The organism is Ktedonobacteraceae bacterium (assembly GCA_035653615.1).
In the GTDB taxonomy this organism is placed as follows: Bacteria; Chloroflexota; Ktedonobacteria; order Ktedonobacterales; family Ktedonobacteraceae; genus DASRBN01.
Map to the genome: position 1 here is coordinate 89784 of DASRBN010000044.1, position 15424 is coordinate 105207.

Here is a 15424-nt window from a genome sequence, read left to right on the forward strand (position 1 = left end):
GATGATACCACAAAGTTTTGCCAGAGCAAGAGAGGAAACCAACGTTACATAACTCGCCCGCTATACGTAGTTACAATGAGAAAAGTTGCTTTTAGCTCGACTATTAGAATATGTATACCCTTAATGGTAGATATCTAGACAAATCAGTCGCTCCTTCGTTAGAATGCTAAAGAGTTTTTTCTTACGTGCGTTCAACGGTAGGGAGAGCACGCGAGACATGGCACGATTACTGGCATTGGATGTCGGCGAGGCCCGGATCGGCGTGGCGATCAGCGATGCTACGGAATTTCTGGCTTCTCCTTATACGACATTGCATGTTTCTCGGAATGAGTCTCAAACCTGGGAGGCCATCCGGCAGATTATCAGCGAGACGGATGCCGGGAGTCTCGTCGTTGGATTACCTGTGAGCCTGGATGGGCAGCTTCACGAGCAGGCAAGGCGCGTGCAGGCCTTTGTTGAGCGTTTAAAAGAGCATATCTCCATCCCAATCACGTTTTGGGATGAACGTTTTTCGACGGTCGAAGTTGAACGCTTGCTTGCCGAACGCGGCCAGGTTGAAACGGGGAGACGTTCTGAACGGGGCCGGGGACGCAGGCAGGGCTATGGTGGAAGCAGAAAAAGAAAACGTAGCAACGCGGGGGTAGATGCCCTGGCAGCGACTCTCATTTTACAAGAGTACCTGGATCACCGGTCAAAGAAGACAGAGGATGAATCATTATGAAAAAACGCGGATCACGAGGGGCCATCATTGCCGTCCTGTTAGTTGGTATACTCATTTTTGCCGGTGTCTACTTCGCATGGACCACCGTGACCGACGTTTTCCAACCGGTTGATTCCGGTCCCGGTAAAACGATTCCGCTTGTCATTCAAAGTGGTGAAAGCACCAGCCAGATAGCCGACCAGTTGCAAGCCGAGGGGCTTATCCGTAACGCGCTGGCATTTCGTCTCTGGGCGCGTATCAAGGGCCTGGATACACACCTGCAGGCGGGGGCCTACAACCTCAATACCAACATGACGATTGACGCCATTATTAACCAGCTTTTACAGGCCCAGCCCGATGAACTGGTGGTGGCAGTTCCACCAGGATTGCGTATAGAGCAGATAGCACAGCGGGTGGCAGACGCTGGACTTCCGAATTTCAAGATACAGGACTTCCTGAAATATACTGAGCATCCCAACCAGTTCCCCGATGCATCCAGGTACCCCATCCTGGGATGCACGCTCGACACGACCACGCATACGCAATACAGTATGGAAGGCTTGCTCTTCCCTGACACTTACCTGGTACCGGTAAGTGGCACAGCACGGGACGTGGTGAATATCATGCTGAAGGAATTCAACGACAAAGTGAGTCAAAATCATCTCGACACGCTTGCCCAGCAACACCTTCCCATCGCTCCTGACTCGTCGAAGCGCAACTGCTCATCGAAAGAGTACCAGTTATACCAGGGGGTCATCCTGGCCTCGATTGTCGAACACGAGGTGAATTCCGTTAGTAACATGCCAGGTGTGGCCAGCGTCTACTGGAACCGGGTCTATATTGCCGGAAATGAAACCGCGAATTTCCTCGGAGCCGACCCGACGGTACAATACGCGCGTGATACGCAAAATCCACCAAAGGACGGGAAATACTGGACGCCGCTAAACGATGCTGGCAAGAATATTGCCCCGGATAGCCCATGGAATACCTACACCCATAAGTACTGGCCACCGACTCCGATCGGCAGCCCGCAGCTGGCAAGCCTGCTGGCAGCCATCAATCCGCCCAAAAGCGATAACCTGTACTTCCTGGTCACAAAAGACGGACATCTTGTTTATGCGAAGACATATCAAGAGTTTCTACAAGACGAACAGAAATATCCGACCCAATAAGTAACATTTGGAGTATCTCATCCATGACGCTAAATATCTGGCAGACCATCTTCCTGGCGCTACTCCAGGGAGTGACAGAACTTTTTCCGATTAGCAGCCTGGGTCATACTGTTATTCTGCCCGGTCTATTCGGTTGGGCCAACATCGAAACAAATACGGCCTGTGGAGGACAGAGCTGCTTTTTACCCATTGTAGTCGCGTTGCACCTTGGTACCACAATCGCCCTGGTGGCCTATTTCTGGCGCGACTGGCTCCAGGTCATTCTGACCCTCATCAACAGTGTCAAGCGCGGAGAAGTGAAAACCGGCACAGAAGAATGGGTCAGCTGGCTGGTTATTATCGGAACCATTCCGGCAGGCCTGATCGGGATTTTCTTGCAGGACCCCTTGAAGCAACTCTTTGCCTCTCCGGTGATTGCCGCCGCTTTTCTGGTTGTCAACGGTTCCATCCTCTTTGCCGCCGAACGTTTGCGCCAGCGCTCAGAAGTCAACGGTAAATTTCTTACGCCCAAAGAGCGTGAGGCGCAGTATCGCCCGCTTTCTTCGCTGACCTGGAAGGATGCTGTTATTGTAGGTCTTGCGCAATCGCTGGCGCTTATACCGGGAATCTCACGCTCCGGGTCGAGCATGGTAGCGGGACTTGGCGTCAGGCTCAACCACGAGGACGCGGCCCGGTTTTCTTTCCTGCTCGGCGCTCCCATCATTGGCGCGGCTGCCTTGCTCGAAGTACCCCAGCTTTTCGGTCAATCCGCGTCTACATGGATACTGGTAGGGATTGGCATGGTTCTATCCGGGGTAGCTGCCTACTTGAGTACCAAATTCCTGATGAAGTACTTCGAGACCGGGCGGCTCAATCCTTTCGCCTACTACTGCTGGGGAGCTGGCATCGTCTCGCTTATCCTGCTGGTCTTCGTACTGCATAGAGCGAGTTAGCGGTAGAAATACCCAAAATGGCTACCGGGTATTCTATTGTGCAGCTAACATCGCTTTACACGTTTGTTACAATAGTAGCGTCCTGGAAGGGCCAGGACAGAAAATAAAAAAACTAGAAGAGGTAGGTATCCAATACTATGAAGAATCCGGTCCTTTTTTATGGTGTTATTGCTTTAGGCGTTATTGCACTGGTGATTGGCATCCTATTTGAAGCTGGTATGTTTGGCGCGCATCCGGCGCGCGGCATTGCCGGCATTGTTGTAGGCGCAATTCTTCTTATCGCAGGCGTCGTAGGTATATTCATGTCCCGCACTCCTACTGTGGCGACAAAGTAATTCTTCTGGATGAACGAAAAACGACCTCAATCGCCGCGGCGATTGAGGTCGTTTTTCGTTCATCCGTATAGGCTACATCAGCTATCTTGATTTGAAAAGTTCAACTTCTTTGCTATAATGTGCCTGTCCTGCAAGGGATAAAACAAAAATCAACGCTATAAAGAGTAAGTCAGGGCGACTGTAAGGATTCGCCTAAACGCACGGGAGGAATTTGAATTTTTATGAGCAAAACCACGCTATTCTATGGCTCGATAGTAATCGCTATTATTGCGCTTGCCCTCGCCATCTACTACATTGTTCCCGGAGTCTATCACCCTTTCACATTCAGCGGTACGCCCACAGATAGCCACAAGACGCATGCAATTGGGTTTGCCATCATCTGCGTGCTGCTGATCATCGTAGCGCTGGTCAATCGACCGAAATCCAATACGTATTAGAAGAAATCCGTAAAGGCTGGCAATGGTTTGATAAAATTCGGGCGGCGGGCCGACGATGAATATTACCAAACAAAATCGGCCCTGTCATTCTGAGCGATGAATGTTACCAACCAAAGTCGGCCCTGTCATTCTGAGCGCAGCGAAGAATCTCGGTCTCTCCGGGCGCAGATTCTTCGCTGCGCTCAGAATGACATGCTGGGCTGCTCTGTTTCCTGGTTGACCGATGTTGGTTGTGAAACTCCATCCACGGCGATGAACACGATCAATCGGCCCCCTACGATCTATCCCAATACCTCTCCCACGATCTGCGGATAGCCGCGGAGAAATTCTTCCGCGCTCATGGCTCTCTTGCCCTCGGGTTGGAGACGCTCTACTTCGAGAAAGCCTGAACCGGTAACGATAGCAAGCACCTCGTGCCCGGCTTCTTTACGCGAGGTGACGGTACCCGGTGCCACCTCTTCGCCCGGCTCGAGTGCCTGGGCACGCGCCGTAATGATTTTCAAGAGCCTGCCTCGCCAGTGGGTGTAGGAGCCGGGCCAGGGATTGTAGGCACGCACTTCTCGCGCCAGCACCGCGGCGGGCCGCTCCCATGCTATTTCGCCATCCTCTTTGCGCAGCATATGCGTATGCGATGCCTTCTGCTCGTCCTGTGGCTGCGGCGCAATCTTTCCCTGTATCCATAAAGGTATAGCTTCGAGCAGCGCCCCGGCCCCCAATCTGGATAATTTATCCGCCAGGCTACCGGTCGTCTCATCCTCGGCTATAGGAATAGAGCGGGCGAGCAGGATAGGGCCGGTATCGACGCCCGCGTCGATCAGCATGATCGTTACACCGGTTTCCGCGTCGCCCTGCAGGATCGCTTCAGAGATGGGAGAGACGCCACGATATTTGGGCAATAGGGAGGCGTGAATGTTCAACGTGCCATACTTCGGTTGATCCAGCACGGCCTGCGGTAGAATCTGGCCGAACGCGGCAACAATATACAGGTCTGCCTTATACGCGGCCAGCTTTGCTATATTCTCCGGTTTCTTCAATGATCCCGGCTGCCATACAGGAATACCATGCGCTATGGCGGCTTGCTTGACCGGCGAATAAACGATTGCTTTGCCGCGACCGGCAGGTTTATCAGTGCGCGTAATGACGGTGACGATTTCGTAGCCCCCCGGAAGCACCTTTCCCGGCGCCGCGTGTTCGATCAGAGCCTCCAAGGGAGGTACGGCAAATTCGGGTGTTCCCATGTAAATGATACGCAACATAAAACGATCCTTCGCTTAATGGATTTCGCGGTTTGATAAAGCGCAATATCTCCTATATTAGCATAATCAGGCTACTACCGAATAATGAACAGAGCCATAGTGCTATACTGCATGCAATAGCTTTGGGGGAAGAACTGCAGATACATGCATAAAGAGAAAAGGGGAAAGAAGATCTTGCAGCCGTATCACTACTCAAGGATGAGTATCCACACAACAACACCTCCTGCCACCGATCCTCCACACATATTGCAGCGGGCCGACGAGGTTCGCACGGTTCTGCGTATGCTCAGAGAGCGTGGAACCAGCGTCACAATCCTTACAGGCGATCCCGGCGCGGGCAAATCAGTGCTGGCAGCGCTCGTCTACCGTTCACTGGAGGCCGGGGCACAGGCAGAGCCATCTCCTTTACAGCACTTTGTCTGGTTACGTATTGGACCCAATGCCACATTGCCGGACATTATCGCAGCTATCCTGGATCGGCTCGATACCATATTTGATGGCGCAACACACGCGGGAATGAATGAGAATGGGAAAGTAGATGCACGGATGCCAGGTGGAGCAAGCGCTGCTGAGCGGCAAATTGGAATGCTTATGGAGAGGCTGCGTCACTCGAGCGAGGGCGTTCTTATCGTGCTGGATCAATTCGACGACTTGCTTGACGCGGGCCACTTCCAGGAACCGGTGGGACGCGGCGCCGTCTCGCATTTCCTGCGGGCGCTGCGGGAAGACCTGGGAGCCAGCCGCTTTCTTTTGACGAGCCATCATTCACCCTACGGTTCAACGAATGGCGAGTCCGCGCGGGTACGTTCGTATCTCGTCTCAAGAGTAAGCATTCCAGAGGGCGTAGCGCTGCTTCAACAGCGGGGAGTTGTGGGAACGCACCAGCAGTTATCGCTCGTCTGGCAGCGCTGCGCCGGGCATGTCTATGCCCTGGTACTGTTCAGCACGCTCTCTACCCTGAGTGGTTTTGCCCTGAGCTACCTGCTCGACTCGCCCGATTATGCCCAGATGTGGCGCGGAGAGGTCACGCTCAACCTGCTTGCTGCCGCGGCATATTTTCTCAATCCGGTCCAACGCGGGCTCTTGCGCACGCTCTGCCTGTTCACCGAACCGGTCGCAATAGATGGCATCCTGGCAGCTATGATGGGGGAAAATAGCGCGATACATGAGAATAATACAGGCAAGAATGTTTTCGCGCAAGAACTGGCAGCGCTGGAGAACCTTGGGCTGGTTCAACAGCTCCCAATTGAAAGCGGCCTGCTGGGAAATGGTCAATCTAGTCGTTATATCTTGCACGTGCTTGTGCGGCAATTCATGATGGCTCATTACCTCGATGATAATACAGAGCGTCGTAGCGGGAATAGTACGACAGCGCTCGGAGTTGCGATACTGCCAGATTTGACGCCAAACAATCCGCAGGCGCTGGAAGTTGCCCTGGCGGCCGGCCACATACGCGTAGCCGCTTCTTACGCCAGACGCGCGCGAAGTCTCTGCCCACCGCGCGCGTCAAGGAGCGGCTTTCAGGACATTGAACCGTTGTTGGCCCGGATTGTCCACTTATGCCTGGGCTGGCGCTGGCAGGAGGCCTATGAGTGCATGCAGGCGGAGGGGTTGCACGAATGCCTGCTGCAATGGGGTGCGTGGAATACATTGATTCGTTTGTATACGGCAATGGTACCGCCCTATGGCATCCTGACTCGTCGTGACGAGGGGCAGGTACGGAGCCACCTGGGATTCCTCTATGGACGCGTGGGCGACTATCCACAGAGCCAGGCTTATTATGAGCAGGCCCTGGCAATTCAGCGCGAGGTGAGTGATCGCCACGGAGAGGCTGTGACGCTGGCAAATCAAGGCGAAATCTTCCGCGAACAGGGAGAAGCGCAGCTGGCACGAGCTAACTTCGAGCAGGCGCTTACACTGAACGAACAGGAAGATGATCCGCACCTGAAAAGCGTTTTATTACATAACCTGGGACTGCTGGCGCAGCACGAAAAAGATTATGCGCGGGCATTCCAGCATTATGTGGATGCATTGAAGCTGGCCCATAGCTCGCAAGAACAATTTCACCAGGGGACGATCCTTACCAATATGGGGATGCTGCTTTACGAGCAGGGCCGTGTCACCGAGGCTCTGAAGTTGCTATCCAGGGCATTACGCCTGCGCCTATCCTTACAGGACCCCGGCGCGGGGTCCGTCATGCTTTTTCTTAACACACTTGAGCAAAAGATGGGTACAGAAGCTTTCGCGCGCCTGAGCCAGGGATAAAGCCAACAGCACGGATTCTTCGCTGCACTCAGAATGACAGAGCGGCACGGATTCTTCGCTGCACTCAGAATGACATGTCGAGGGCATGCCCTCGACATGTCATTCTGAGTGCAGCGAAGAATCCTACGTTCCTGAGACCACGTGGGCTTCCCTTATCCTGGGAACGTATGGGTAATCACCAAGAGATCAGGCCTGCCAAGGCTTGCCTGTATATGATATGCTTTTGAATATCAGATTCTGCAATTCAGAACTTTCAGGGGCGCGATCAAGCTAGTCCCCTACGGCATAGAAAGAGAGCTTTTCTTATGTCCACTACCACTCGCCGCCCTCGCAAACCCCAGGCAGATGAAGGGACAATCGCTTCCACGGCCGGTAGCACGCTACAGGGCTGGTTACTCATCCTGCTGGTCTTTGTGGCGGGCGCGTGTTCGCTGGCCGTGGAACTGTCAGCATCGCGTTTACTGGCGCCTTATTTTGGCACCTCGCTCTTCGTGTGGGCTAATCTCATCGGCCTCATTTTGCTCTATCTCACCATCGGCTACTATCTTGGTGGTCGCCTTGCCGACCGCTATCCACGACCGGCCACGCTCTATTCGCTGACAATTATTGCCTCGTTCCTGATCGGACTGATCCCGTTCATCTCGCGTCCCATCCTGCTATGGTCGCAGAGTTCTTTTGCAACTTATTCGATAGGCGTCTTCTATGGCTCGCTGGTCGCTGTGATTCTGCTGTTTGCCATTCCGATGATCCTGCTGGGCTGCGTCTCGCCTTTCGCGATTCGTTTGCGCATCGAACAGTTAGGCAAGTCGGGGCGCACCGCCGGGCAACTCTATGCCATTTCTACCGCGGGCAGCATCCTGGGTACTTTTCTGCCCGTCTTGTGGCTGATACCCACGATTGGCACTTATCGCACCTTCTTCACCTTCGCCGTTTCTCTGCTGCTCGTCTCGATTCTGGCCCTGGTGGTCACGCGGCTCAGGACGCCGCGTCCAGGTTCGAGAAAAGGGCGCATAGACAAAAGTTTGCTCTCGATCTTACTCCTGATCCCGATGACGCTCTCGATTTTAGCCATACGCGGGCCGATCAAGCCTGCCGATGGCAGCAACGGCGGGGGTGTACTGATCACGGAAAGAGAATCGGCTTACAACTATATCCAGGTCGTGCAGGTGGGCGAGGAGACGCAGCTGGTTTTGAACGAGGGCGTCGGCATCCATTCGATCTATAACCCTTATCAAGTTCTGACGGAAGGCCCCTGGGATTACTTCATGATGGCCCCGTTTTTCAACAATCCACCCTATACCTGGCAGCAAGTGAAAAAGGTCTGCATTATCGGACTGGGCGCGGGCACCGCTGTACGTGAATTTACCGCCGCTTATGGGCCGATTCCTATTGATGGCGTTGAGATTGATCCAACCATCGTCAGCCTGGGGCGGCAATATTTTGATATGAACGAGAAGAATCTGAATGTGATCGTACAGGATGGGCGCTATTACCTGCAAACGACCGCGAAAAAGTATGATGTGATCGCTATCGATGCCTACCAGCAGCCCTACGTGCCATTCCAGTTGACAACGAAGGAGTTTTTCCAGACGGTGCGCGATCACCTCACACCTACGGGCACGACGGTCATCAATGCCGGGCGCACAAACAAAGATTTTCGCCTGGTAGAGGCGCTGGCACAAACCATGCGCTCCGTCTTCCCGAATGTCTATATCATCGACACGCAGCGTTTCGAGAACAGCCTCATCATTGGTACGAACGCGCATACCGCGCTCTCTAATTTTGCGACCAACATGAAGGGCCTGGACAATCCTATCCTGGAAGACGTGGCAAGTGCAGCTATCGCCACCGGAAACATACGAGAAGAGCATTACAGCACAGTCTGGTTTACCGATGACCGCGCGCCCGTCGAGCAATTGATCGACTCGATCATTTTCGATGCCGTAACAAATCCTAACGATAAATAAAAATGTAGCGTGGTGGAGGCGCACCTTCAGGGTCGCCCGCGCCGTCTATTTACTGAAGGAGGTTTTATGAAGCCGATTGATTTGAGTAACATGCAGGTGATTGACCTGTCGCAGAACTGGGATGTCAATACGCCCTCGTTCGCGACCTATGAGGGGCCTACGGTCAAGTGGATTAAACGGCCCGCTTTTGAAAAGGTGGGCGGACAATTTATTTCTTCCACGCTGCACGTGGGCACGCACCTGGATGCTCCGCTGCACTTTATTACCAATGGGCAGGATATCGGGAGCATTCCGTTGAGCAAGCTGGTGGGGCCGGGAGTGGTGGTGGACCTGGAGGCGATGGGCCTGGGCGACTTTGATATTTATACGTCCGAACACTTCGAGGAATGGGAACGCAAGACGGGACTGCGCATTGAGCCGGGCGATATTGTGGTGGTGCATACTGGCTACCACAAATATTATCAGAGCAACTGGTACGGCGAGTGCGAGCCAAACGAGATTCGCTATTTCAATATGCATCCCGGCCCAACACGCGAGTTCGTGGATTGGACCTTGAAACGCCAGATCTCCTGGTTTGCCATCGACGCCAGTTCGATGGATCATCCCATGAACACCGTTTTGCGCACGGTACGCGCGGACCTGGCGGCCAAGTGCGCCAAAAAGCATGGGAAGCCTTTGGAAGAAATCTGGCCCGATGATGACCTGCAGTTGATGCATTACCAGTTGTTCCCTCATGGCGTCTTCCACGTGGAAAATGCCGGTGGTATGATTGATGAAGTACTGGATCAGCGCCTGTGGATTGGCTGCTTCCCCTGGAAGTTCAATATGGGCGAGGCAGCGTTTTGTCGCCTGGTTGCGTTCGTAGCCAAAGAGTAAATACGTTCTCATTCTGCCCCTGGAACATCCGATGGATGATACAGAACAAGAACAATTTGACAATGACGATGTCGAGATAACGGACCTGCCAGAAGAGGCTGGCGGCAGCCATAGACCAGGCTACAGGCGAGTGAGGGCGGGGGCGGAGCAAGCACCGCCCCTACTAAGGGGGCTATTCCATCCACCTCTCTCGCCACGACAACGTTTTTTGCAATTAGCGACGATGAGTGTTAGCCTGGCTCTGATTGCGTTGATCATTCTGGCAGGCTCCGCCAGCACTCGAAATGCATTACTTACCGGCATCTTCGGGCGGCAGCCAACTCCCACGCCGACACTATTTCCCGGCACCAACCTTTTTTACATCCAGGGAACCCCTTCCTGGGGAAGAGCGATACTGGATGGTCATACACTCGCCCGTTTACCAGTTGTGGGCAAAGATCAACCTTTACAGCTATCAAGGGGCCGGCATGTGTTGCAATGGCGCGCGGCCCCATTCCTGTTGCAAACCTGTATCGTAGCCATACCCCCAACGGCAGGATCAAATAATTGCGAGCAGGATGAAGCCGTGCAGCTGAAATCCGGCTTCTTTGCCGCGATTATACGCTTCTCTGAAACCCTGGATTCGCTTCCACCAGATCAATTTGTAGCCCTGGCAAATGCCGCTCAGTCGGCTGTTAATGGCTTACAATCGACCACTATGGTTGAACCGGGCGAGCAATATATCGATACACTATCAGATTCTGACATGGCTACTGCCAGCGAGCCAATGCACGCGACGCTCAATTTTCAGCTGGATATCGCCTCTGCATCCAATGCGCCATGTGTGAGCAGCCTGGCGCGGTCTGTTATTCTGTCATGCCAGGATTGCAGGGAATTCTGTACTGCCCCTGACCAGGCCTTTCCGGCCACACCCATCAATCAACCATGGAACGTCCTGGCTTTGATAGCGGCTACCTGGAAATTTATGACACTGGATGGTCACATTGTTGAGCAAAATCAGCCAGATACTTCAGATGAACATCTCATTGAGCTACAGATCACGTGGGATGGTACGTACTGGCATGTCAAAGCACCTATCAGTACCCTCGAAAGCTCTACCACCGATAACCCTATCTGCGAGTCAGCACAGGAAGAGATTGGCATGAACGGCTACTTTGGTCAGACCGGAGGGAATGTGGAAGAGGCGGTTGTATGGCAACAATTTGCCTCAGAAAGCAAGCTTGCGGATGGTTGCCTCGCCGTAGGTATTCCCCAGCAGAATTCTCCTGAGCAACCACGCCTTCCGACCGCTTATCTGTTGTATCGTTTTGGCGTGGTCGTGGCTGGAAATCAGGCGGCTTATAACTACTGGGCTTCCCAGCCTTTAGCCGATTCATATGAGCGCCATTTAGTTCAACAAATCATCACTCAAATTTCACGGGCGTAAGGACGTTGTAAAGCAGTGACAGGGCAAAAATTGTTTGAGGGAGCGTCCCATGAATAACAGAGACCGGGAACAATTTTACGAGGATGATGTCGAGATTATCGATATACCGGAAGAGGAAATCATTCGCCCGCGGCCTGGATGGTTGCAACGCCGTGGTGAAGCCTCGCTCATGCACCTGCGGCAGCTTTCACCGCGCCGGCGCAACCTGTACCTTGCCGCGACGTTGGGGATCATAGCGCTGGTCATCGTCGTCATTATCGGAAGCTCGCCTGCCACCCGCAATTCATTGCAAACCGGAATCTTCGGCCAGGTACCTACACCTACCCCCACGCTGGCGCCGGGCATCGATCTTTTCTACATCGAAGGAATCCCTTCCTGGAGCCAGGTTTCTATTGATAACCACCCCGTTGCCCATCTCCCTGCAATTGGAGAAACACCGATTCGCATACCTCGCGGGCAGCACGTGATCATCTGGGACGCCTATCCTTTCGACGAGCAAAGCTGTACCATATCTGTGCCCCCCGTGTTTGCCACCGATACCTGTCGTGTCAATCAAGCAGTACATCTCGATTCTGGCCTGAGCGCGTGGGTGATTTCATTCGATGTCTCACTTGCCATGCTTCCTGATAACCAGCAAACTGCTTTGATTCAAGCGACACAGGCGGCCCTGGATAAGCTGCAATCCACCACCACCATACGGTCTGGAGAGCAGTATGCAATGAATGTCCTGACCGGGGGAGATTTGCAAGAAATGGTCACCAGTGTAACCGCGACGCAGCCCTTGCAGGCTACACTGAGCTTCCACCTGGATGCCGGCCCCAACTCGCAACAGACTTGCGCGACTCAGGTCATCTTACAGGATTGCCAGTCCTGTCACCTGTTTTGTCCTATCCCACTTTCTGCTTCTAAGGTCGCAACGGACGCGCGACAATGGAATGTTCTCGCCTTGATCTACTCCACCTGGACGTATGCAACAATCGATGGGCGCATCATCGCGCGCGACCAATCCAACAGCGCGGACCACCTGCTTGAACTCAGCATTACATGGAATGGTAAAAACCCGCATGTTGGCATCGTGTTTAGCAAGCAGATAACTTCTCGGGGCGATCTTGCCTGCCTCTCAGCTGAGGAAGAGATTGGCTCGACCGGAGAGTATAGCGTTACCAGCGATGAAACCGGCGTAAACTGGCAATTTAGCACCGGATCAGACCTTTCCGCCGGGTGTCTCGCCATTGGCACGCCATTGAATGGTTCGACCACACCTGCTGCATCCAATGCCTATTTGCTAGACCGCTTCGGAGTCATACTGGCCGCCAACTTTGCCGCTCACCAGTACTGGCGGCAATTGCCGGTGGCAGATACTTACGAACTGGAACTGGCGCAACAACTGGCCGTTCAGCCCCCATCACAGTGATAGAGGCCCCTACGGGTTCGTTTGCGGCCTCTGCTCGCCGGATACTGGCACGAGCAGCCTTCGAAACACGAAGAAACCCGCGTAGAACATCACTACCCACAAAACAAAATCCAGCGGACCGGCCAGGGGACTATCCCACGTAATAAAGCTGGAATGTGTAACCAGCGCATCCAGCAGATCACGCACAAAGCCGAACAGCGGTATGCCAATAATGAGCAGCCAGGCGAACCAGCGCGCTCGCGTGTTCCAGAAGCGCCAGATCAGCAGATAACCGACTCCACCGAAGATCAAAATTGATGTAACATAAAGGGGCAGGGGCAGATGCAAAAGCAGACCGCTGGCGGTATAATGCCACCAGGAGGCATAGTAGGCGATGAGATCGACAACCAGATTGATTATACCCATCACCAGCCCTCCCGCGAGTGTGGCAACGATCACTTCCTTTGGTGGCTGCATGAAGAGCAGAAACCCCAGGTATACAAAGACAACAAAAGGTATGACATGAATAGCGTACAATTGCATGTCCATCGGGATTGGCCTCTTTCATCTATTTACGCTTATCGCGATTTCAATCAATCTACAGGAGGGGAGGATTGGGGACACCCCAAATCCCGTCAGGGGAGAACCCCTGCACCCCCTCGCGTCATTTTCTGAGAAAGGAATCTTCCTATGAATATTCTACCGCTTCGAGTGGCACTTGCTCAAATCAATGTGACCGTGGGTGACCTGGAGGGCAATGTGCAAAGCATGCTTGACTCTATGCGGCAGGCGCACGCTGCCGGGGCGCATATCGTGTGCTTCCCGGAACTGGCGCTGACGGGTTATCCGCCCGAAGACCTGCTGCTCAAGCCGGGATTTGTGGACGACAATCTGCGCAAGCTGGACGAACTCATTCAGGCGAGTCGCGACCTGCCCGGATTGACCGCGGTGATCGGCTTTGTCGACCGCGACCACGATATTTATAACGCAGCGGCGGTTATTCACGAGGGAGAACTTTGCGGCGTCTATCATAAACACTACCTGCCCAACTATGGCGTGTTCGACGAGAATCGCTATTTCGCGGCGGGCAGGAAAGCGCCTATCTTTCTTATCAATGGTGTGCATGTCGGAATCAATATTTGCGAAGATGTCTGGTATCCTACCGGCCCCATGACCTTGCAGGCATATGCCGGGGCCGAGGTCATTATCAATATCAACGGCTCACCCTATTATGCCGGCAAGGGCATTTTCCGCCAGGAGATGCTGGCAACCCGCGCCGCCGATAACGGCGTGATTGTGGTCTATCTGAACATGGTAGGCGGCCAGGACGAACTGGTATTTGATGGCGGCAGCATGGTCTTCAACGAACAGGGGGCGCTCATCGCCCGCGCTAAAGAGTTCGAAGAAGATATGCTGTTTGTTGACCTCGACACGGCCTCCGTTTTCCGCTCAAGACTACATGATCCGCGTCGTCGCCAGGAACGCCTGGCAGCCAATCCACACGAGGTGCCAATAATTCCTGTAAATGAAAAAAACGCGCCGGCAACACAAAACGGCGCTGTTGTCCTGGATAGTCCACAGCGTATGGAGCCGAAGATGGGTCGCCTGCAGGAAATCTATTCCGCCCTGGTGCTGGGGACAGGCGATTACGTGCGCAAAACCGGCTTCAAACAGGTAATTATCGGCCTCTCGGGAGGCATCGATTCCTCGCTGACGGCAGTGATTGCCGTTGACGCGTTGGGCGCCGAAAACGTCCTTGGCGTCTCCATGCCCTCCGGCTTCTCATCTGAGGGCAGCAAGACAGACGCGCAGCAACTGGCCGAAAATCTCGGCATCCAGATGCTGACCATCCCAATCGAAGAGACTTTCCGCGCGTCCTTGAAGATGCTGCGGCCAGCACTAGGCGAGGGCGACCTGGGACTGGCCGGAGAGAACCTGCAGGCGCGTATTCGCGGCAACATCCTGATGGCCATTTCTAACAAGCTGGGGCCGCTGGTGCTGACGACCGGCAACAAATCCGAAATGGCCGTTGGATATAGCACGCTGTACGGCGACATGGCCGGGGGCTTCGCCGTCCTCAAAGATGTGCTCAAGACGCTGGTGTACGAACTCTCCATCTATCGCAATAGCATCGGAGATACGCCTGTTATTCCGCAAACGGTTATCGAAAAACCGCCCTCCGCCGAACTGCGCCCGGGGCAGAAGGATGTCGATAGCCTGCCGCCCTACGACGTACTTGATCCCATTCTCAAGGCCTATGCCGAGGATGACCGCAGCTTCGAGGAGATGCTGGCGATGGGCTTTGACCGCAAGACGGTTGAGCGTGTGATGCGCATGGTGGATTTGAGCGAGTACAAACGCCGCCAGGCCCCTCCAGGAGTGAAGATCACTACACGTGCCTTTGGACGAGACAGGCGCCTGCCCATAACGAATAAGTACCGGGAAATCTCTTGAAAATTATGTAACCTAATATGTAACCATACGCCGGCTTTTACTAGAATAGTAGCAGGTTAGACTGTATTGGCCCGAAAAATGCAATCCAACCTGCTATGCCAGGCGTATTACCTGATGACGAACAACGAAGAACGATTACTGCTACAGTTCTTATACAGCCTATGATCTCCTTCTTCTTGTGCGTCCACTTCCTCTGATTTTATCTATCCTG

General features: G+C 53.7%; 13 protein-coding genes. 11 read left to right on the forward strand and 2 right to left on the reverse strand.

Features of this window, described 5'->3' with window-relative positions; all coding sequences use genetic code 11:
- Positions 1-217: 217 nt before the first annotated feature.
- The 5 genes from ruvX to VFA09_27330 all read left to right on the forward strand — a co-directional run bounded on the left by ruvX (position 218) and on the right by VFA09_27330 (position 3576).
- A complete protein-coding gene (gene ruvX / locus VFA09_27310) occupies positions 218-721 on the forward strand; it encodes a Holliday junction resolvase RuvX (GenBank protein HZU71016.1) in 504 nt (167 codons plus the stop codon).
- Positions 718-1872, forward strand: a complete 1155-nt coding sequence (gene mltG / locus VFA09_27315; protein ID HZU71017.1) for an endolytic transglycosylase MltG — start codon at positions 718-720, stop codon at positions 1870-1872. The genes ruvX and mltG overlap by 4 nt, the downstream gene beginning before the upstream one ends.
- A 23-nt stretch (positions 1873-1895) precedes the next feature.
- Complete coding sequence (locus VFA09_27320; GenBank protein HZU71018.1) at positions 1896-2804, forward strand: undecaprenyl-diphosphate phosphatase; 909 nt, start codon at positions 1896-1898, stop codon at positions 2802-2804.
- A 137-nt stretch (positions 2805-2941) separates the two neighbouring features.
- Positions 2942-3139, forward strand: coding sequence for a hypothetical protein (locus VFA09_27325; GenBank protein ID HZU71019.1), 198 nt, complete (start codon positions 2942-2944; stop codon positions 3137-3139).
- 221 nt (positions 3140-3360) lie between these two features.
- The gene (locus VFA09_27330; protein HZU71020.1) at positions 3361-3576 is read left to right on the forward strand and encodes a hypothetical protein; all 216 of its coding nucleotides are present in this window, start codon (positions 3361-3363) and stop codon (positions 3574-3576) included.
- 281 nt (positions 3577-3857) lie between these two features.
- On the opposite strand, the gene fmt is transcribed toward VFA09_27330, so the two are convergent.
- Positions 3858-4832: a methionyl-tRNA formyltransferase gene (gene fmt / locus VFA09_27335; protein HZU71021.1), complete on the reverse strand. Its 975-nt coding sequence runs from the start codon at positions 4830-4832 to the stop codon at positions 3858-3860.
- A 144-nt stretch (positions 4833-4976) separates the two neighbouring features.
- Between fmt and VFA09_27340 the strand changes: the two genes are divergently transcribed.
- From VFA09_27340 to VFA09_27360, 5 genes are all read left to right on the forward strand, one after another.
- On the forward strand, positions 4977-7097 hold the full coding sequence (locus VFA09_27340) for a tetratricopeptide repeat protein (GenBank protein ID HZU71022.1): 2121 nt from the start codon (positions 4977-4979) through the stop codon (positions 7095-7097).
- Positions 7098-7402: 305 nt separating this feature from the next.
- Positions 7403-9064 (forward strand): fused MFS/spermidine synthase, encoded by a 1662-nt coding sequence (locus tag VFA09_27345; GenBank protein HZU71023.1) that lies wholly within the window; start codon positions 7403-7405, stop codon positions 9062-9064.
- 66 nt (positions 9065-9130) lie between these two features.
- Positions 9131-9940, forward strand: coding sequence for a cyclase family protein (locus tag VFA09_27350; GenBank protein ID HZU71024.1), 810 nt, complete (start codon positions 9131-9133; stop codon positions 9938-9940).
- Positions 9941-9971: 31 nt separating this feature from the next.
- Positions 9972-11366, forward strand: coding sequence for a hypothetical protein (locus tag VFA09_27355; GenBank protein HZU71025.1), 1395 nt, complete (start codon positions 9972-9974; stop codon positions 11364-11366).
- Positions 11367-11415: 49 nt separating this feature from the next.
- A complete protein-coding gene (locus VFA09_27360; protein HZU71026.1) occupies positions 11416-12780 on the forward strand; it encodes a hypothetical protein in 1365 nt (454 codons plus the stop codon).
- A 9-nt stretch (positions 12781-12789) separates the two neighbouring features.
- Here VFA09_27360 and VFA09_27365 read toward each other — a convergent pair whose 3' ends face one another.
- Positions 12790-13308 carry a hypothetical protein gene (locus tag VFA09_27365; protein ID HZU71027.1) on the reverse strand — a complete coding sequence of 173 codons (519 nt, stop codon included), beginning with the start codon at positions 13306-13308 and terminating at the stop codon, positions 12790-12792.
- A 141-nt stretch (positions 13309-13449) separates the two neighbouring features.
- Between VFA09_27365 and VFA09_27370 the strand changes: the two genes are divergently transcribed.
- Positions 13450-15213, forward strand: coding sequence for an NAD+ synthase (locus tag VFA09_27370; protein ID HZU71028.1), 1764 nt, complete (start codon positions 13450-13452; stop codon positions 15211-15213).
- Positions 15214-15424: the final 211 nt, after the last annotated feature.